The organism is Albidovulum sediminis (assembly GCF_025380365.1).
Classification (GTDB): Bacteria; Pseudomonadota; Alphaproteobacteria; order Rhodobacterales; family Rhodobacteraceae; genus Albidovulum; species Albidovulum sediminis.
On the sequence record NZ_JAOCQF010000001.1, the window covers coordinates 1,310,437 to 1,328,689 of the forward strand.

General features: G+C 70.6%; 16 protein-coding genes. 11 read left to right on the forward strand and 5 right to left on the reverse strand.

Annotation, left to right across the window (positions count from 1 at the left end; translation table 11 throughout):
• Window positions 1-4 precede the first annotated feature (4 nt).
• Window positions 5-1,516: an anthranilate synthase component I gene (trpE, locus tag N5I32_RS06560; RefSeq protein WP_261494588.1), complete on the forward strand. Its 1,512-nt coding sequence runs from the start codon at window positions 5-7 to the stop codon at window positions 1,514-1,516.
• A 62-nt stretch (window positions 1,517-1,578) separates the two neighbouring features.
• The gene (locus N5I32_RS06565) at window positions 1,579-2,385 is read left to right on the forward strand and encodes a sulfite exporter TauE/SafE family protein (RefSeq protein ID WP_261494589.1); all 807 of its coding nucleotides are present in this window, start codon (window positions 1,579-1,581) and stop codon (window positions 2,383-2,385) included.
• Between the two features lie 36 nt (window positions 2,386-2,421).
• Here N5I32_RS06565 and N5I32_RS06570 read toward each other — a convergent pair whose 3' ends face one another.
• The gene (locus N5I32_RS06570) at window positions 2,422-3,993 is read right to left on the reverse strand and encodes a divergent polysaccharide deacteylase family protein (protein WP_261494590.1); all 1,572 of its coding nucleotides are present in this window, start codon (window positions 3,991-3,993) and stop codon (window positions 2,422-2,424) included.
• Between the two features lie 131 nt (window positions 3,994-4,124).
• On the opposite strand from N5I32_RS06570, the gene N5I32_RS06575 reads away from it, so the two are divergent.
• The 7 genes from N5I32_RS06575 (at window position 4,125) to lexA (ending at window position 9,706) form a co-directional block, all read left to right on the forward strand.
• Window positions 4,125-4,718, forward strand: a complete 594-nt coding sequence (locus N5I32_RS06575) for an anthranilate synthase component II (protein WP_261494591.1) — start codon at window positions 4,125-4,127, stop codon at window positions 4,716-4,718.
• Window positions 4,715-5,728: an anthranilate phosphoribosyltransferase gene (trpD, locus tag N5I32_RS06580; protein WP_261494592.1), complete on the forward strand. Its 1,014-nt coding sequence runs from the start codon at window positions 4,715-4,717 to the stop codon at window positions 5,726-5,728. The genes N5I32_RS06575 and trpD overlap by 4 nt, the downstream gene beginning before the upstream one ends.
• Entirely contained in the window at window positions 5,725-6,363 is a 639-nt protein-coding gene (locus N5I32_RS06585; protein WP_261494593.1) for a uracil-DNA glycosylase, read from the forward strand. The genes trpD and N5I32_RS06585 overlap by 4 nt, the downstream gene beginning before the upstream one ends.
• A 106-nt stretch (window positions 6,364-6,469) precedes the next feature.
• Entirely contained in the window at window positions 6,470-7,267 is a 798-nt protein-coding gene (trpC, locus tag N5I32_RS06590) for an indole-3-glycerol phosphate synthase TrpC (RefSeq protein WP_261494594.1), read from the forward strand.
• 1 nt (window position 7,268) lies between these two features.
• The gene (gene moaC / locus N5I32_RS06595) at window positions 7,269-7,745 is read left to right on the forward strand and encodes a cyclic pyranopterin monophosphate synthase MoaC (RefSeq protein ID WP_261494595.1); all 477 of its coding nucleotides are present in this window, start codon (window positions 7,269-7,271) and stop codon (window positions 7,743-7,745) included.
• Entirely contained in the window at window positions 7,742-8,926 is a 1,185-nt protein-coding gene (locus N5I32_RS06600) for a molybdopterin molybdotransferase MoeA (protein ID WP_261494596.1), read from the forward strand. The genes moaC and N5I32_RS06600 overlap by 4 nt, the downstream gene beginning before the upstream one ends.
• Before the next feature lie 93 nt (window positions 8,927-9,019).
• Entirely contained in the window at window positions 9,020-9,706 is a 687-nt protein-coding gene (gene lexA / locus N5I32_RS06605; RefSeq protein WP_261494597.1) for a transcriptional repressor LexA, read from the forward strand.
• 4 nt (window positions 9,707-9,710) lie between these two features.
• Here the strand turns inward: lexA and N5I32_RS06610 are convergent, their stop codons facing one another.
• Entirely contained in the window at window positions 9,711-11,792 is a 2,082-nt protein-coding gene (locus N5I32_RS06610) for a ComEC/Rec2 family competence protein (RefSeq protein ID WP_261494598.1), read from the reverse strand.
• Between the two features lie 95 nt (window positions 11,793-11,887).
• Between N5I32_RS06610 and gltX the strand changes: the two genes are divergently transcribed.
• Both gltX and gltA read left to right on the forward strand, forming a co-directional pair.
• Window positions 11,888-13,297 carry a glutamate--tRNA ligase gene (gltX, locus tag N5I32_RS06615; RefSeq protein ID WP_261494599.1) on the forward strand — a complete coding sequence of 470 codons (1,410 nt, stop codon included), beginning with the start codon at window positions 11,888-11,890 and terminating at the stop codon, window positions 13,295-13,297.
• 84 nt (window positions 13,298-13,381) lie between these two features.
• Window positions 13,382-14,677, forward strand: coding sequence for a citrate synthase (gene gltA / locus N5I32_RS06620; protein WP_261494600.1), 1,296 nt, complete (start codon window positions 13,382-13,384; stop codon window positions 14,675-14,677).
• Window positions 14,678-14,866: 189 nt separating this feature from the next.
• Here gltA and N5I32_RS06625 read toward each other — a convergent pair whose 3' ends face one another.
• From N5I32_RS06625 to N5I32_RS06635, 3 genes are all read right to left on the reverse strand, one after another.
• Complete coding sequence (locus N5I32_RS06625) at window positions 14,867-16,792, reverse strand: elongation factor G (RefSeq protein WP_261494601.1); 1,926 nt, start codon at window positions 16,790-16,792, stop codon at window positions 14,867-14,869.
• Between the two features lie 153 nt (window positions 16,793-16,945).
• Window positions 16,946-17,722 carry an enoyl-CoA hydratase-related protein gene (locus N5I32_RS06630; protein WP_261494602.1) on the reverse strand — a complete coding sequence of 259 codons (777 nt, stop codon included), beginning with the start codon at window positions 17,720-17,722 and terminating at the stop codon, window positions 16,946-16,948.
• A gap of 69 nt (window positions 17,723-17,791) precedes the next feature.
• Window positions 17,792-18,250 (reverse strand): cytochrome c-type biogenesis protein, encoded by a 459-nt coding sequence (locus N5I32_RS06635; protein ID WP_261494603.1) that lies wholly within the window; start codon window positions 18,248-18,250, stop codon window positions 17,792-17,794.
• Between the last annotated feature and the right edge of the window lie 3 nt (window positions 18,251-18,253).

Sequence of the window (18,253 nt, forward strand, 5' to 3'; positions counted from 1 at the left end):
ACCCTTGGCACTCGTCCCCTCCTTCGCCGAGTTCGAGGCCGGCTGGACCGCCGGGCGCAACCAGCTTGTCTTCACGCGCCTCGCGGCCGACCTCGACACGCCGGTGTCGCTGATGCTGAAACTGGCCGATGCCGGCCGGATGAGCTTCATGCTGGAAAGCGTGACCGGCGGCGAGGTGCGCGGCCGCTATTCGGTGGTGGGGCTGAAGCCCGACGTGATCTGGGACTGCCGCGGCACGCAAAGCCGGATCAACCGCCAGGCCCGCTTCGACGCCGAGGCGTTCGAGCCGCTGGAGGGGCATCCGCTGGCCACGCTGCGCGCGCTGATCGCCGAAAGCCGCATCGACATGCCCGAGGGCATCCCCGCGATCGCGGCGGGGCTATTCGGCTATCTCGGCTACGACATGATCCGGCTGGTCGAGCATCTGCCCAACGTCAAGCCCGACCCGATCGGGGTGGCGGACGCGATGCTGATGCGGCCCACGATCGTTGCCGTCCTTGACGGCGTGAAGGGCGAGGTGACGGTCTGCTCGCCCGCCTGGGTCACCTCGGGCCTTTCGGCGCGGGCGGCCTATGCGCAGGCGGCCGAGCGGGTGATGGACGCCGTCCGCGACCTTGAACGCGCGCCCTCGGGTGAAAGCCGCAGCCTAGGCGACAGCGCGCACCTGGGCGAGATGCGGTCCAACTTCACGCCTGAGGGCTACCGCGCCGCGGTCGAGAAGGCGAAGGAATACATCCGCGCCGGCGACATCTTCCAGGTCGTGCCCTCGCAGCGCTGGACGGCAGACTTCAAGCTGCCGCCCTTCGCGCTCTACCGCTCGCTCCGGCGCACCAACCCCTCGCCGTTCCTGACCTTCTTCAACTTCGGCGCGTTCCAGATCGTCGGCGCCAGCCCCGAGATCCTGGTCCGGCTGCGGGCCGGAGAGGTGACGATCCGCCCCATCGCCGGCACCCGCCCCCGCGGCGCGACGGTGGAACAGGACCGGGCGCTCGAGGCCGACCTTCTGGCCGACACCAAGGAACTGGCCGAACACCTGATGCTGCTGGACCTTGGCCGCAACGACGTCGGCCGGGTGGCGAAGATCGGCACCGTGCGCCCGACCGAGAAATTCATCATCGAGCGCTACAGCCACGTCATGCACATCGTCTCAAACGTGGTGGGCGAGATCCGCGAGGATGAGGACGCGCTGTCGGCGCTGCTAGCGGGGCTTCCTGCCGGCACCGTCTCCGGGGCGCCCAAGGTCCGCGCGATGGAGATCATCGACGAGCTGGAGCCGGAAAAGCGCGGCATCTACGGCGGCGGCGTCGGCTATTTCGCGGCGAACGGCGAGATGGACATGTGCATCGCGCTGAGGACGGCGGTGGTGAAGGACGAGAAGCTCTATATCCAGGCCGGCGGCGGCGTCGTCTACGACAGCGACCCGGAGGCCGAGTTCCAGGAAACCGTCAACAAGTCCAAGGCGCTGAAGAAGGCCGCCGAAGACGCGGGCCTGTTCGTCGGCCGCGGGAATGGGTGAGTTGGGGGCGAAGACCGGCGGTCCCCGACGCGCCGCGGCAACGCGATCCGAGCCACCCGCCGATGTCTGAGGATCGCGGCACTTCCCGCGGCCGGGATCTGCCGTCCGCGTTCGGCGGAGGGGCGGTCATCGGAACCCTCGGCGGGCTGGTCGGCCTTGGCGGAGCGGAGTTCCGACTGCCGCTCCTCATAGGCCGGTTCCGTTTCGCCGCACTGGAGGCGGTGATCCTCAACAAGGCCATGAGCATCGTCGTCGTCGCGACCGCCCTGCCGTTCCGGGCGGGAACGGTCGGCTTCGACGAGATCGCGGGGCACTGGCCCGTCGTCCTCAATCTGCTTGCCGGAAGCCTCGCCGGTGCCTGGTCGGGTGCTGGCTGGGCGACCCGGCTGAGGTCCGAGGCACTCCACCGGGTGATTGCCGTGCTGCTGGTCGGAATCGCCGCAGTTCTCGTCTTCGGCCACGCAGACGCCGGGGCCGGCCCGCCGCTTGCAGGCGCGGCGCAGATGGCCGCCGGGGTCGCCGCCGGGTTCGGCATCGGAGTCGTGGCGTCCCTGATGGGGGTGGCGGGGGGCGAGCTGCTGATCCCGACCATCGTTCTGCTGTTCGGGGTGGACGTGAAGCTGGCCGGCTCTCTGTCGCTTGCGGTCAGTCTGCCGACCATCCTGATGGGCTTCGCGCGGTATAGCCGGGACCGGAGCTTTGCGGTCCTCGCACGGAACCGGCGGTTCGTGCTGGTCATGGCGGCGGGTTCGATCGTCGGAACCTTCATCGGGGGCATGCTGCTCGGCGTCGTGCCGGGTGGCGTCCTGCTCCCCGCGCTGGCGGCGATCCTGCTGATCTCGGCCGTCAAGGTGTGGCGGCACGCCTAGGCGTCCGGGCCATGCCGCAGACCGTGGGCGGGGGGGCTACTCCCCCGCCCGCTCCGCGATCATGCCGGCCGAAACGGGGGCGAGCGTCACGCCCTTCGGGCCGGTGGCCACCCAGTCGTAAAGCGCCTTCAGCGTCTCGGGGTAGGCGTGGGCGACAATGACAGAGCGGCCCTTCTGGCCCGCGTCGAAGGCGGCGCGGTCAAGGAAGCGGCGCACGGCCGCGGCGTCTTCCTTGTACTCGTCCACCACGCGGTCCACGCTCGCATGCGGGACGTCGGCCTGTTCGGCCGCCTGCCCCGCGACATTGAGCCCGCGCGCGTAGGTGATGAGCCCGCGCCCGTCGTCCTTGATCGCGACGGCCAGGTGCTTGACCACCTCGCGGTCGATCTGGAACAGCGCGTCGGGCGCCGGGATCATCGCCACCGTTTCCGGCAACCCGGTCGAAAGCGCCTCGACCGCGACCTCGACATCCTTGGCGGTCATGCCGCGCTGAAGCCCGTTGGTGGCAAGGATGGCCAGTTCGAATCCGGCGGCGCGGTAGGTTCCCGCGCGTTCGCGGGCGTTCGAGCTTGCGGGGTCGAGCGCGATGGTGACCGGGAAGGAGATCGCCCGGATCGTGGCCTCGTCCACGCCGCCGCGCCCCTCGCCCACGTCAAGCAGGACGATGGAGACGATCGGCCCGGCGCCGGAGGCATCGAACGGCGCCGCATAGCGCAGGAGCGCGGGCAGGTCGGCCGCTTCCTCGGCGGCATCGGGCGCGGCTTCGGCGACGGGTTCGGTGGCGGGTTCGGCGGTCTGGCCGCCAATGGTGGGCAACTGGCCCACCTTCTGGCCGGGCAGGACGGGTTCGCCGGTGCCCGCGGCCTCAAGCTGATCGGCGAGGCCCGCAGGGGCGGCCTCGGCGGTCACAGGAGCGGTCGCCTCGGCGGCGGGCTCCCCGGCGGGCTCCCCGGCGGGCGCATCGGCCGGGGCCTCAGCCTCTGCGGTGGCGCCCTGGCCCTCGGGCAGTTGCGGCAGGGCGTTGCCCGCGTCATCCGCCGTGGGCTGCGGCGCCGGATCGGCGACGGTTCCCGCCGCGGGTGCTGCACCTTCCGCGGCCGGCGCCCCGGCCTCGGCGGTCACCGCCGGCGCCTCCGGCGCGACGGGTGCCTCGGTCTGGCTTTCCGGCTGGGACGCGGTGCTGACCTCGGGCAGGTCGGGGGCGGCCTCGGCCGCGGGTTCAGAGACGGCGGGCGCGGCCGGTGCCGCCGCTGCGGGTTCGGTCGCGGGGGTGGCGGGATCCTCCTCGGGGCGGGCCCTGGCGAACTCCGATCCGGCCGGAACCTCGACGATGGGCGTCTCGGGCGCGGGCGCTGCCGTCCCGGAGGCCGAAGCGTCGGGCGCGGGCTCGACCTCGGGGCGGGCCTCGGCGGCGGCATCGGGCTCGGGCATCGCGGCCGGGGCGGCGTCGCCTTCTGTCCCCCCTGCCGCCGCGCGGGCCTTCTCGGCCGCCGCATGCAGGGCCTCGAGCTGCGCGCCCGGAGGCGCCGCCTGCAAGGACAGCACCGCCGCGATCGCGCCGCCAAGCGCCGTCCCCATCAACAAACCCGCCAACGTGTTCTTGCCCACTGTCGCCTCCGGCCCTTTTTCGCCCTGTCCGCTTCCGCCCTTGACCCCGGCGCGCGGCTCTGACCATGTATAGCCCGACCTGCCCCGGGGTTCATCCCCCGATTGCAGTTGCACCGACCGGGACCTGCGACATGTTGCTGCTGATCGACAACTACGACAGTTTCACCTACAACCTCGTCCACTATTTCGGCGAACTGGGTGCCGATGTGGTCGTGCGCCGCAACGACGCGCTCGACGTGCAGGAGGCGATGGCGCTGAACCCGCAGGCGATCGTGCTTTCGCCCGGGCCCTGCGACCCCGACCAGGCCGGGATCTGCCTGCCGCTGACCCATGCCGCCGCCGAGACGCGGACGCCGCTTCTGGGCGTCTGCCTTGGCCACCAGACCATCGGCCAGGCCTTCGGCGGCAACGTCGTGCGCTGCCACGAGATCGTGCACGGCAAGATGGGCGCCATGCACCACGCGGGAAAGGGCGTTTTCGCCGGCCTGCCCTCGCCCTTCCAGGCGACGCGCTATCATTCGCTGGTCGTGGAGCGCGAGAGCCTTCCTGCCTGCCTTGAGGTCACCGCCTGGCTCGAGGATGGGACGATCATGGGGCTTCGCCACCGCGACCTGCCGATCGAGGGGGTGCAGTTCCACCCCGAATCCATCGCCTCGGAACACGGGCACCGGATGCTGCGGACGTTCCTGGAAGGCGCGGGCGTCGACCTGAAGGTGCCGGCATGACCGACATCCGCCCGCTGATCGGGCTGGCCGCCGAACGCGCGCTGACGCGGGAAGAGGCAGAGGCCGCCTTCGAGGCGCTGTTCGAGGGGGCCGCGACGCCCAGCCAGATGGGCGGGCTTCTGATGGCGCTGCGTACCCGCGGCGAGACGGTCGAAGAGATCGCCGCCGCCGCCCGCGTCATGCGAGCGAAATGCCACAAGGTGCGCGCGCCCGAAGGGGCGATGGACATTGTCGGCACGGGCGGCGACGGCAAGGGCACGCTGAACATCTCGACCGCGACCGCCTTCGTCGTCGCCGGCGCCGGTGTGCCGGTCGCCAAGCACGGCAACCGCAACCTCAGCTCGAAATCGGGGGCGGCGGACGCGCTGACGCAGATGGGCGTCAACGTGATGGTCGGGCCGGATGTCGTTGAAAAGGCGCTGAAAGAGGTGGGTATCGCCTTCATGATGGCGCCGATGCACCACCCGGCGATCCGCCATGTGATGCCGACGCGGTCCGAACTTGGCACCCGCACCGTCTTCAACCTTCTCGGGCCGCTGACCAACCCCGCGGGGGTGAAGCGGCAACTGACCGGCGCCTTCTCGCGCCAGTGGATCCGGCCGATGGCCGAGACGCTCGCGGCGCTTGGGTCGGAGCGCGCCTGGCTGGTCCATGGCGGCGACGGCACCGACGAACTGTCGATCGCGGGGCCAAGCTGGGTCGCGGCGCTGGAAGACGGCCGCGTGCTGGAGTTCGAGGTGCACCCCGAGGAGGCCGGCCTGCCCGTCCACCCGTTCGACGCGATCATGGGCGGCACGCCCGAGGACAACGCGATGGCGCTGCGCGCGCTTCTGGCGGGCGCGACGGGCGCCTATCGCGATGCGGTCCTGCTGAATGCCGCGGCAGCCCTTTTGGTCGCGGGCGCGGCGGGCGACCTGAAGGAGGGCGTGGCGCAGGCCGCCGAAAGCATCGCCTCCGGTGCGGCGCGGGGCAAGATCGAGGCGCTGGCGCGCGTCACCGCGGCCGCATGATCCCCGCTGCCTGGGCGCACCTGCCCTTTTTCGCGCGCGACTGGCCGCGCATCGCGGCCGCGCTGGCCGCCGAAACGCGCCTGGTCCTGCCGCCTGCGCCCGCGCGGTTCGCGGCCCTTGACCTGACCCCGCCCGCGGCGGTGCGGGTGGTGATCCTCGGGCAGGACCCCTATCCGACGCCGGGGCACGCCCATGGCCTTGCCTTTTCGGTGGAGCCCGACGTCCGGCCCCTGCCCCGGTCGCTGCGCAACATCTTTGCCGAGATGACCGACGACCTAGGTGCCTGTCCCGCGACCGGCGACCTCAGGCCCTGGGCGCGGCAGGGGGTGTTGCTGCTCAACACCTGCCTGACGGTGCCGGCGGGCGAGGCGGGCGGGCACGCGCGGCTGGGCTGGCAGCGTCTGGCCGAAGAGGTTCTGGCCGAGGTCTCCCAGCGTCCTTGCGCCTTTCTTCTCTGGGGCGGACAGGCGCAGACGCTGAGGGGGCATATCCGGGCGGGGGAGCACCTGGTGATCGAGACCGCCCACCCCTCGCCGCTGTCGGCCCGGCGCGGATTTCTCGGCTCGCGCCCCTTCGGCAGGGTGAACGCCTGGCTGGGCGCGCGGGGCGAGGCGCCGATCCGCTGGGCGGGTTGAAACGGCTGGAAGCGGGGGTTTCACACCCCCGCACCCCCGTGGAGTATTTTCGCCAGAATGAAGGGGCGGGCTTTTCTGGGCTGCGCGTCAGGGCTAAGGAAGGGGCATGGATATTCTCGACAGGATCAGGGCCTACAAGCTTGAGGAGATCGCGGCGGCGAAGGCGGCGCGGCCCTTGAGCGGGGTGGAGGCAGCGGCGCGCGCGGCAGGGCCGGTGCGCGGGTTTCATGGCGCGCTCACGCGGGCGTGCGGGGCGGGATACGGGCTGATCGCCGAGATCAAGAAGGCCTCGCCCTCCAAGGGGTTGATCCGGGCCGACTTCAATCCGCCGGCGCTGGCGCGGGCCTATGCTGCGGGGGGCGCGACCTGTCTTTCGGTGCTGACCGATGCGCCCTCGTTCCAGGGCGCGCCGGAGTTCCTGACCGCGGCGCGCGCGGCCTGCGACCTGCCCGTGCTGCGCAAGGATTTCCTTTACGACCCCTATCAGGTGGCCGAGGCGCGCGCCTGGGGGGCGGACTGCATCCTCATCATCATGGCCTCGGTGTCCGACATGCTTGCGGCCGAACTGGAGGATGCGGCGCGCCAATGGGGCATGGACGCGCTGATCGAGGTGCATGACGAGGCGGAAATGGAGCGGGCGCTCAGGCTGTCCTCGCCGATGATCGGGGTCAACAACCGCAACCTCAAGACCTTCGAGGTCTCGCTCGACACCACGCGGCGGCTGGCGCCGATGCTGCCCGCGGGGCGGATGCTGGTGTGCGAGAGCGGGCTTTTCACGCCTGCCGACCTGGCCGCGATGGCGGCGGTCGGCGCGCGCGCCTTCCTGATCGGGGAAAGCCTGATGCGGCAGGCCGATGTCGCGGCGGCGACGCGCGCGATCCTCGCCGATCCGGTGAGGGCGTGACATGGCGCTGACCCATTTCGACGGCGAGGGCAGCGCCCACATGGTCGATGTCTCGGACAAGGCGGTGACGGACCGCGTCGCGGTCGCGGAGGCGCGGGTCGAGATGCGGGCGGAGACGCTGGCGCTGGTGACCTCGGGCACCGCGAAGAAGGGCGACGTCCTGGGCGTGGCGCGGCTTGCCGGGATCATGGCGGCGAAGCGGACCGCGGACCTGATCCCGCTTTGCCACCCGCTGCCGATCACGAAGGTCGCGGTGGACCTCGTGCCGGATGCGGACCTGCCGGGCGTGCGGATCACGGCGACGGTGCGGACCACGGGGCAGACCGGGGTCGAGATGGAGGCGCTGACGGCGGCCTCGGTCGCGGCGCTGACGGTCTACGACATGCTGAAGGCGGCGGAGAAGTCCATGCGCATCGAGGGGGTGCGGGTCGTCCTCAAGGACGGGGGCAAGTCCGGCCGCTACGAGGCCGGCGCATGATCCCGGTCGCGGAGGCGTTGGCGCGGGTGCTGGCGCTGGTGGCGCCGGTCGGCGTGGAACGCGTGCCCCTGCGCGCGGCCCGGGGGCGCGTTCTGGCCGAACCGGTGGCGGCGCGGCTGACGCAGCCGCCCTTCGCCGCCTCGGCGATGGACGGATACGCGATCCGCGAGGCGGACCATGAGACCGGCCGGGTTCTGGCGGTGATCGGCGAGGCCGCCGCGGGCCGCGGCTTTGCGGGCAGCATCGGCACGGGAGAGGCCGTGCGCATCTTTACCGGCGCGCCGGTTCCGCCGGGGGGCGAACGCGTCGTGCTGCAGGAGGATGTGGAGCGCGCGGGCGATCGCATCACGCTTGGCCCCCGGCTTGAGGAGGGGCGCAACATCCGGGCGGCTGGCCAGGATTTCGCCGTGGGTGACGTGGTGACGGCGCCGCGCCGGATCGGGCCGCGCGACATCGCGCTGATGGCGGCGATGAACCTGCCCGAACTGGACGTGCGGCGGCGCCCGGTGGTCGCGTTCCTGTCGACGGGCGACGAACTGGTGATGCCAGGCGAGACACCGGGGCCGGACCAGATCGTCGCCTCGAACGGGCTGGCACTGGCCGCCATGGCCGAAGCCGAGGGGGCAGAGGCCCGCGTCCTGCCAATCGCGCGCGACAGCGAGGCCTCGCTCCGGTTCTGCCTGTCGCTGGCCGACGACGCGGACCTGATCGTGACCATCGGTGGCGCCTCGGTCGGCGATCACGACCTTGTCGGGCGGGTGCTGGTCGACATGGGCATGGCGCAGGCGTTCTGGAAGATCGCGATGCGGCCGGGCAAGCCGCTGATGGCCGGGCGACTGGCCGGGCAGGCGGTTCTAGGACTGCCTGGAAACCCCGTTTCCTCAATCGTTTGCGCCCAATTGTTCATGTTACCCATGATCCGCGCGATGCTGGGCCTGCCCGATCCCGGCCCGTCGCCGCGGCGCGCGGTCCTGGCCGAGGCCGTGGCGGCGAACGGGCCGCGCACCCATTATATGCGCGCCTGCCTGCAACCTGGCGAGGGGATGCCCGCGATCCGGCCGATGGCACGGCAGGACAGCGCGCTCTTGTCCATCCTTGCGGAGGCCGACGCGCTGCTGATCCGGCCGTCGGGCGACGGGCCGCGCGCGGCGGGCGAGGTGGTCGAGTATCTGCCGTTCTGAGGCGAACCGCGCGGCGGCAGCGTTGACACAAACCGGGAACGCGCGTAGAACATTTGCGAACATCTCGTTCCGGCGGAAAGGACGACGGCCGCAATGCTGACACGCAAGCAACTGGAACTGCTCGACTTCATCCAGAAACGCATGGCGCGCGACGGCGTGCCCCCGTCTTTCGACGAGATGAAGGACGCGCTCGACCTGCGGTCGAAGTCCGGCATCCACCGCCTGATCACGGCGCTGGAGGAGCGCGGCTTCATCCGGCGCCTCGCCCATCGCGCCCGCGCGATCGAGGTCGTGAAACTGCCCGAGGCGATGGAGAGGCCGGGGTTCCGGCCGCAGGTGATCGCGGGCGACCGCCCTGCCGCGCCCCGGGGCGCCCTGCCCGTCGAGTCGGTCCACGCGATGGAGCTGCCGGTGATGGGCCGCATCGCCGCAGGCGTGCCGATCGAGGCGATTTCTGAAGTCTCGCACCACGTCGCGGTGCCAGGGTCGATGCTGTCGGGCCGCGGCGCGCATTACGCGCTGGAGGTCAAGGGCGATTCGATGATCGAGGCCGGGATCAACGACGGCGACATCGTGGTGATCCGCGAACAGTCCACGGCCGAGAACGGCGACATCGTGGTGGCGCTGGTCGAAGGGCTTGAGGCCACGCTGAAGCGGTTTCGCCGCCAGGGCGGCATGATCCGGCTGGAGGCCGCGAACCCCGCCTATGAGACGCGCATCCTGCCCGAGGCAATGGTGCGCGTCCAGGGGCGGCTGGTGGGCCTGATCCGCAGCTACTGAGGCCCTAGTTGCCCAGCCGGCGCGCCCGTGTGCCGCGGTCGTTCCAGAGCCGCCGCCCGGCGAGGTCGCGCGCCGAGACGACGGTGACAATTCCCTGCCCGCTGTCCTGCACCGCGACCGCGCCGCTTTGGTCGAGGAACTGGGCGTCGAAAAGCCGGCAGGCGGGGCTGCCGCCCTGCCAGTAGCCGTCGAGGACGACGATCGCGCCGGGGGTGCAGACCGCCTCGGCCCGCCGCGCCGAGGTCTTGCCGGTCAGGTGCCAGAGCGCGACCGGGCCAAGGTCGGCGCGAACCTGTCCGCGCGTGCCGGTGAAGGCGCCGCGGGCGAAGGCGGTTTCCTGATCGACAAGGTCGCCGTCATCCTCAAGCCAGCTTGCGGCGACGAATCCCGCCCCCTTCGCCTTGGAAAGCGCGCGCCCCTCGGGCGTCCGGAGGCCGACCAGCGCCCCCTCGCCCGCGATCAGGAGGAGCGGGCGTTCCGCAAGGTTCCAGCCTGCCAGGCTTGCAGCAACGGCCGCAGCGCCGCAGACCCGCAGCCACGGTGGCCGGGTGAGAACGAAGGTGAGCGCGCCGAGGCTCATCACCGGCAGGACCCAGGCCACGGGGGTGACCACCGGGATCACCGCCCCGTCGAGCCCCGAGACGAAGGCGGCGACCAGAAGGATCGCCCGGCAGCCCTGTTCCATCACCCAGAGGGCGGGCGCGGCAAGCCCGAAGGGCGCCAGCAGGGCCGCGACGACGCCCGCGGGCATTACCGCCATCCCCATCAGCGGCACGGCGGCGAGGTTGGCCACGAAACCGTATTCCGCGATCCGGTTGAAATGCACCGCCGCGATCGGCAGCGTCGCGGTTCCGGCGGCAAGCGAGGAAAGGCAGAGCGCCGCGACGGGCCGCAGCAGTGCGGGCAGGCGGGCGGAGACCCGCGCCCAGTGCTGGAAGGCCGCGATCAGGGCCACCGTCGCGCCGAAGGACATCTGGAAGCCGGGCTCCACCAGGCTTTCGGGTTCGAGGAGCAGCACGATCAGCGCGGCGATCGCGACCGAGCGCAGAGAGATCGCGCGCCGGTCGAGGAGGACCGCGACCAGCATCACCGCGGCCATCACATAGGCGCGGCGGGTGGCGACATTGGGACCTGCAAGGAAAAGATAGAAGGTCGCGGCGAAGAGGGCCAAGACGGCGGCGATCTTCTTCGTGTTCAGCCGCAGCGCGAGCGGCGGCACGAGGGCCAGGCCATAGCGGCAGAAGGCGAATACGAAGCCGCTGAGCAACCCCATGTGCAGCCCCGAGATCGAGATCAGGTGCGACAGGTTGGAGTTGCGCAGCGCGTCGTTTGTCGCGCGCGTGACGCCCGAGCGGTCGCCGGTCATCAGCGCCGCGGCGAAGGCGCCCGCCTGCCCCTCCATCCCCGCCTGCATCGCCCGCGACAGCCACATCCGCACCCGGAACGCCCAGAGCCCTGGGCCGCCGTCCGAAGGGGCCGTGACCGTGACCGGGTCGCGGGTGTAGCCCACCGCCCCCAGACGCTCGAACCAGGCGATGCGCTGGAAGTCGAAACCGCCGGGTTCGACCGGGCCGTCGGGCGGCGAGAGATGCGCGATCAGGCGCACCCGCTGGCCGGGCTCGGGCACGAAGGCGTCTTCGCCGTGGAGCGCGACGCGCACCTTCGCGGGCGTGCGCGACGGGGCGACGATGTCGAGGGAAACCTGGTCCAGCGTCAGCCGCGGCTGGTCCGAGAACGACCGGTCGATGCCGACGATCCGCCCCACGACCGGGCCGTAGTAGCGATCAGCCAGGACCGGGCCGGCGACAAGGTCCGCCCGCGCCCCGGCGATGAGGAAACCGGCCAGCGCGAGCGCGGCGCCGACCGCCGGCAGGTGCCACCGCTCCCCCCCGAAAAGCCGCAGGAGGAGTGCGAGGAGAAACCCCGCGCCGGCCAGCGCATAGGCGCCCTGCCCCGGCTCCTCGCGCGCCAGGAAATAGGCGCCGATGCCGAAGGACAGCATGACCGGCGCCCAGGGCAGGACGGCACCGCGCGCCGCGGAAAGCGCGTCCAGGAGTGTCGCGAGAGGCCGTGCGAGCGCCACCATGCACCCCCCATTGCTCCCTTGTGTCCCCGCCGGGCATTGCCTAATGAACGCTGGTCACCCTGAATGCACATGGTTTCCGAAAGGTTAACGCGCCCATGACCCAGCCCGACGCGCAGATCGTGACCCGGTTCGCCCCCTCGCCCACGGGCTATCTGCACATCGGCGGCGCGCGCACCGCGCTGTTCAACTGGCTGTTCGCGCGCGGGCGCGGCGGGCGCTTCCTGCTCCGGATCGAGGATACCGACCGCGAACGCTCCACCCCCGAGGCGACCGAGGCGATCCTGCGCGGGCTGACCTGGCTTGGCCTCGACTGGGACGGCGAGGTGGTCAGCCAGTTCGACCGCCGCGACCGCCACGCCGAGGTCGCGCGAGAGATGCTGGCGCGCGGGCACGCCTACAAGTGCTTTGCCACGCAGGAGGAGATCGAGGCGTTCCGCGAAGCCGCGCGGGCCGAGGGACGCTCGACCCTGTTCCAGAGCCCCTGGCGCGACGCCGACCCCGCGACCCACCCCGACGGCCCCCATGTGATCCGCCTGAAGGCCCCGCGCGAGGGCGCGACCGTGGTCGAGGATGCGGTGCAGGGCACCGTCACCTTCCGCAACGACCAGCTCGACGACATGGTTTGTTTACGCTCGGATGGTACGCCGACCTACATGCTCGCCGTGGTGGTCGACGACCACGACATGGGCGTCACGCATGTGATCCGGGGGGACGACCACCTGAACAACGCCGCACGCCAGACGCAGGTCTATCACGCCATGGGCTGGACCGTGCCGGTCTGGGCGCATATCCCGCTGATCCACGGGCCGGACGGCAAGAAGCTGTCCAAACGGCACGGCGCCGTCGGGCTGGAGGAATACCAGGCGATGGGCTACCCCGCCGCCGGCATGCGCAACTACCTGGCGCGGCTGGGCTGGGCGCATGGCGACGCGGAGTTCTTCACCGACGCCGAGGCGAAGGCCTGGTTCGACCTTGAGGGAATCGGCCGGGCGCCCGCGCGGCTCGACTTCAAGAAGCTGGAAAACCTCTGCGGTCAGCACATCGCGGCGACGCCGGACGCGCAGCTTTTGCCTGAAATTGAGGCATTTCTGGTCGCCGCAGGCAAGCCGCCGCTTTCGCAGGCGCAGAAAGACGGGCTATCACGCGCACTTTACTGCCTGAGAGAGCGGTCGAAGACCTTCCCGGAACTGGTTGAAAAGGCGCATTTTGTCCTGTCTTCCCGGCCGCTTGACCTGGACGAGAGGGCGCAGGCGGCGCTGGATACGGTATCCCGTGGTATACTGCACGAATTGACGCCGCACCTGCAAAATGCTAGCTGGACGAGAGAGGAACTGGAGGCCGTGGTCGCCGCCGCCGCGGGTGCGCACGGGCTGGGTCTGGGCAAGATCGCAGCCCCCTTGCGCGCCGCGCTGGCCGGGCGCACGGTCACGCCCAGCGTCTTCGACATGATGCTCGTCATCGGACGGGACGAGACGATCGCCCGCCTGACAGACGCCGCCGGCTGAGATCCCGCGCGGATCCGGCAACGGGGTTCAGGTTCGCAGGGCCCGGCGCCTTGCGGACAAGCCGAATAGAGGAGAGGGACGGACATGGCCGAGACGAAGAAGACCGCAACGCTCAGCATCGACGGCAAGAGCTTCGACCTGCCGGTGATGACGCCCACCGCCGGCCCCGACGTGATCGACATCCGAAAGCTTTACGGCCAGGCGAACGTCTTCACCTACGACCCCGGCTTCACCTCGACCGCGGCCTGCGACAGCTCGATCACCTATATCGACGGCGATGTCGGCGAGCTTCTCTATCGCGGCTACCCGATCGAGCAGCTGGCAGAGAAGTCGCACCATCTGGAAGTCTGCTACCTGCTTCTTTACGGCGAACTGCCGAATGCCGCGCAGATGAAGGACTTCGAGGGCCGCGTGACGCGGCACACGATGCTGCACGAGCAGATCCAGTATTTCTTCCGCGGCTTCCGTCGCGACGCCCATCCGATGGCGACCATGGTCGGCGTGGTCGGCGCGCTGTCGTCGTTCTACCACGACAGCCTCGACATCAACGACCCCTGGCAGCGCGAGGTGGCCGCGATCCGCATGATCGCCAAGCTGCCGACCATTGCCGCCTGGGCCTACAAGTACTCGATCGGGCAGCCGTTCGTGTATCCGAAGAACGCGCTCTCCTACGCCGGCAACTTCCTGCACATGTGCTTTGCCGTCCCGTGCGAGGACTATGTGGTGCAGCCCGCGCTGGAACGCGCGATGGACCGCATCATGATGCTGCACGCGGACCATGAGCAGAACGCCTCCACCTCGACCGTGCGGCTGGCGGGCTCCTCGGGCGCGAACCCCTTCGCCTGCATCGCCGCGGGCATCGCCTGCCTTTGGGGCCCCGCGCACGGCGGCGCCAACCAGGCCTGCCTCGAGATGCTGAAGGAAATCGGCTCGGTCGACCGCATCCCCGAATACATCGCCAAGGCGAAGGACAAGACCTCCGGCTTCCGCCTGATGGGCTTCGGGCACCGGGTCTACAAGAACTTCGACCCGCGCGCGAAGGTGATGAAGGAATCGGCCGACGAGGTGCTGGACCTTCTCGGCGTCCACGACAACCCGCTTCTGCAGGTCGCCAAGGAGCTGGAGCGCATCGCGCTCGAGGATGACTATTTCGTCCAGAAGAAGCTCTATCCGAACGTCGACTTCTATTCGGGCATCATCCTCGAGGCGATGGGCTTCCCCACCTCGATGTTCACGCCGATCTTCGCGCTGAGCCGCACTGTCGGCTGGATTTCGCAGTGGAAGGAAATGATCGGCGACCCGCAGCAGAAGATCGGCCGCCCGCGCCAGCTTTACGTCGGCCCCACCCGGCGCGACTACACCGACGTGCGCCACCGCTGAGGCGGCGCCGGACCGGACCGCAGCCCAAAGCGACAAGGCCGCCCCGAGGGCGGCCTTTTTCTTTCAAGCCGTTTCGTCCAGGTCGATGTCGTAAAGGATCGGCCGCGCGCGCGGACCGGCAGCGGCAGCGACAACGGCGGCGCAGCTCGTGACCGCGAAACCGCACCGGGGCCTCCGCCCCATCTGGCCTTACGCCGCCGCGTGTTCCTTGCTGATCTTCTCGGCCTCCTTGCCGTAGATCTCCTCGTAATGGTCGAAGGCGGCCTCGTGCCAGGCGGTGCCTTGCGTCGAGGAGCCGAGCGCCATCACCAGATCCTCCGTCGCCGAGGCGGGCACCAGCGCGCGGAAGATGTCCCAGCCGCGGAAGACGGGGTCGGCGTCGAAGCCCAGCACCTGCCCCTTGAGCGAGGAGACGAGCGAGACCATCGCCCCCGAATAGACGGAAGGAACGTGGATATCGAGCCGCTCGATCGGTTGCAGCAGGACCGGACCCGCCTTCTGCAGCGCCTCGCGCACGCCCATGCGGCCGGCGGTGCGGAAGGCGAAGTCAGAACTGTCGACCGAATGCGACTTGCCGTCGGTGAGCGTCACCGCGACGTCGATCACCGGAAAGCCCAGGGGACCCTTGTCCATCGCCTCGCGCGCGCCCTCCTCGACCGAGGGGATGTAGTTGCGCGGCACGGCGCCGCCCTTGACCACCTCGTCGAAGCGGAAGCCCTCACCGCGCGGCAGCGGGCCCACGGTCAGTGCCACGTCGGCGAACTGGCCCGCCCCGCCTGATTGCTTGCGGTGGCGGTAGTGTTCCTCGATCCGGGCGGAGATGGTTTCGCAATAGCGGGGCGCGGGTGCCTCGATCGCCACCTCGATGCCGAAATCGTCGGCGAGCGCGCCGAGCGTCTGGCGCTGGTGCATCGGGCCCTGCAGGCGGATGGCGGCGTGGCCGGTCGCCTCGTCCTGCCCGACCGAGAGCATTGGGTCGGCCTCGGACAGTCGCGCGAGCGCGGTCGACAGGCGCACCTCGTCACGCTCGCTCGCGGGTTTGACGATGCGGGTGAAGGCCGGCGGGCAGCCGCGGGCCCAGGCCGGGGCGGGCAGGACGGCGGAGAGGGAAAAGACCTTGCCCGCGTCCAGCTGGTCGGACTTGACGCTGAGCGCCACCTCGCCGGGGGAGAGCCGGTCGGCATGGCCCTTGCCACCCAGTTCGCTGAGCCCGCCGAGGTTGTCGCCGCCCAGTTGGCTGCCGACAGCCACCCCGTCGCCGAGCGCGCGCAGGAAGACGCACTTGCCCAGGTGCTTGCGGTTCTGCGCGTGGAAGCCCACCGCCAGCGCGTCGGCGGCACCCAGCCGCGCCTTGAGCGCCTCGGGCGCCGGCGCCTCGTGCCGGAGCGCCTTCATCAGGCGCATCACGCCGTTCATGTGGCTGGCCGCGCCGAGGAAGGCGGGGATCAGCACGGCGTCCTGCGTTTCCCGCCGCGCCACGGCGAACAGCGCGCCGACTGCGGGTTCGTGATCCTCGATCAGTTCCTCCAGCAGCGCGTCGTCGAAGTCGGACATGTGTTCCAGCAGTTCGGCCCGCGCCTCATGCTCCCGGTCTGCCTCGGACTTCGGGATTTCGACCAGCGTCGAGGGCTGGCCTTCCCGGTAGCGCCAGGCGCGTTCGGAGATCAGGTCGATCGCGCCGACGACCTGCCCGCCCTCGCGAATCGGGATCTGGCGCAGGACGATGGCGTGGTTGGTGTAGGCCTGGAGCGCGGAGACGATGTCGCGCACGCGGCCCTTCGGCGCGTCCATGCGGTTGATGAAGATCATGCAGGGCGTGCCCGCCTCCTCGACCGCGCGCAGCCAGGGGGCGGCAAGGACGGCCTCGTCCGGGTCCGAGGCGACGCAAAGGACGGCGGCGTCCGAGGCCAGGAGCGGCGCCCCGGCCATGCGGGCAAACTCGGGGCCGCCCGACATGTCGATGGCGCACCAGTCCTCCTCCATGAAGTGGAAGCGGGTGAGGTTCAGGTGGCCGGCCGCCTCGGTGCGGGCGGGCTTGCCGTCGAGCGCCGCGAGTTGTCGGACAAGCTCGGTCTTGCCCGACTGCGACGGGCCGAGAACTGTGATGCAACGCATGAAAACCTCCCCGTTCGGCACGTTGAAGAGGGTGCGGCGAAACGCCGGCCCCTCGTGCCAAGGGGCCGTGCGCCCTCTGGTTCAACCTTCGGGCGGGAAAGGACTTCGGTCAAGCCGGGACATGGCGGCGGCGGCGAAAAGCGGCGCGGCGGATCAGCGCCCCTCGAACCGGGCGGGGCGCTTTTCGAGGAAGGCCAGCACGCCTTCCTTGAAGTCGCGCGTCATGCCGCATTCCCCCTGAAGCCGCGCCTCGAGCGCAAGCTGACCGTCGAGGTCGTGCCCCCAGGCGGAGCGGATCGCCGTCTTGATGTTGCGGAAGGCGACCGTCGGGCCCTGCGCCAGATGTTCGGCGCGCCGGCGCCAGTGGGCGTCGAAATCCGCGTCGGGCACGCATTCCCAGATCATGCCCCAGTTGGCGGCCTGCCGGGCGGGGATTCGATCGGCGAAGAGCGCGGCCCCCATCGCCTTGGCAAACCCCATCTGGCGCGGCAGCCACCAGGTGCCGCCCGCGTCCGGCATCAGGCCGATGCGGGTGAAGGCCTGGCTGAAGAAGGCGCTTTCGGCGGCGATCACCACGTCGGCGGCCAGCGCGAGGTTGGCCCCTGCCCCCGCAGCCGCACCGTTCACCGCCGCGATGACCGGAACCGGGCAGTCGTAGATCGCCCGCAGCATGGGTTCGTATTCGTCGCGCAGCGTGCGTTCGAGGTCGATGTCGGCAACCTGCGCGCGGTCGCCCAGGTCCTGCCCGGAGCAGAAGGCGCGGCCCGCGCCGGTCAGAACCACGCAGCGCGCCTCTGCCCCCGCGCGGCGCATGGCGTCGGTGATCTCCGCCCGCATCTGGGTGTTGAGCGCGTTCATCACCTCGGGGCGGGCCAGCGTGATGACCGCAAGGCCCGCGTCGGTTTCGGTGGTGATCGTCTGGTAGGCCATCGGCTTCTCCCCCTGTCGGTCGGGGAGGAGATTAGCGGCCCCGGCGGCAAGCGGAAGGGGAACGGTGCGTCACTCTTCCAGGATTTCGCGCAGGCGGCGGGCCTCGTCCTCGGAGAGCGGCCGGGGGGCGGTGTCCGGCGCAGTGCCGCGCCGGCGCAGGTAGAGTGCGGCGACGCAAAGGCCCAGGAGCAGCATCGCGGGTCCCGCGATCCAGAGGATGAGGTTGGCCCCCTTCGCGCGCGGATCGAACAGGACGAACTCGCCAAAGCGCTCCACGACGAAGTCGATGACCTCGTCGTTGGTGTCACCCGCCATCACCCGTTCGCGCACCACAAGGCGCAGGTCGCGGGCGACGGGCGCGTTCGAATCGTCGATCGTCTCGCCCTGGCAGACCGGGCAGCGCAGGACCGAGGAGATTTCGCGCGCCCGCGCCTCGAGCGCGGGATCGGCAAGCATCTCGCCGGGTTGAACGCCGAGGACCGGCGCGGCCGAAAGGAGGAGGAGAAGGGCAAGGGCCGTCCGTCTCATCGC

Bases quoted from the DNA above. Each gene is read 5' to 3' on its own strand.
- N5I32_RS06565 (WP_261494589.1), top strand. From the start codon at position 1,579: ATGTCTGAGGATCGCGGCACTTCCCGCGGCCGGGATCTGCCGTCCGCG.
- N5I32_RS06575 (WP_261494591.1), top strand. From the start codon at position 4,125: ATGTTGCTGCTGATCGACAACTACGACAGTTTCACCTACAACCTCGTC.
- trpD (WP_261494592.1), top strand. From the start codon at position 4,715: ATGACCGACATCCGCCCGCTGATCGGGCTGGCCGCCGAACGCGCGCTG.
- N5I32_RS06585 (WP_261494593.1), top strand. From the start codon at position 5,725: ATGATCCCCGCTGCCTGGGCGCACCTGCCCTTTTTCGCGCGCGACTGG.
- trpC (WP_261494594.1), top strand. From the start codon at position 6,470: ATGGATATTCTCGACAGGATCAGGGCCTACAAGCTTGAGGAGATCGCG.
- moaC (WP_261494595.1), top strand. From the start codon at position 7,269: ATGGCGCTGACCCATTTCGACGGCGAGGGCAGCGCCCACATGGTCGAT.
- N5I32_RS06600 (WP_261494596.1), top strand. From the start codon at position 7,742: ATGATCCCGGTCGCGGAGGCGTTGGCGCGGGTGCTGGCGCTGGTGGCG.
- lexA (WP_261494597.1), top strand. From the start codon at position 9,020: ATGCTGACACGCAAGCAACTGGAACTGCTCGACTTCATCCAGAAACGC.
- N5I32_RS06610 (WP_261494598.1), bottom strand. From the start codon at position 11,792: ATGGTGGCGCTCGCACGGCCTCTCGCGACACTCCTGGACGCGCTTTCC.
- gltX (WP_261494599.1), top strand. From the start codon at position 11,888: ATGACCCAGCCCGACGCGCAGATCGTGACCCGGTTCGCCCCCTCGCCC.
- gltA (WP_261494600.1), top strand. From the start codon at position 13,382: ATGGCCGAGACGAAGAAGACCGCAACGCTCAGCATCGACGGCAAGAGC.
- N5I32_RS06625 (WP_261494601.1), bottom strand. From the start codon at position 16,792: ATGCGTTGCATCACAGTTCTCGGCCCGTCGCAGTCGGGCAAGACCGAG.
- N5I32_RS06630 (WP_261494602.1), bottom strand. From the start codon at position 17,722: ATGGCCTACCAGACGATCACCACCGAAACCGACGCGGGCCTTGCGGTC.
- N5I32_RS06635 (WP_261494603.1), bottom strand. From the start codon at position 18,250: ATGAGACGGACGGCCCTTGCCCTTCTCCTCCTCCTTTCGGCCGCGCCG.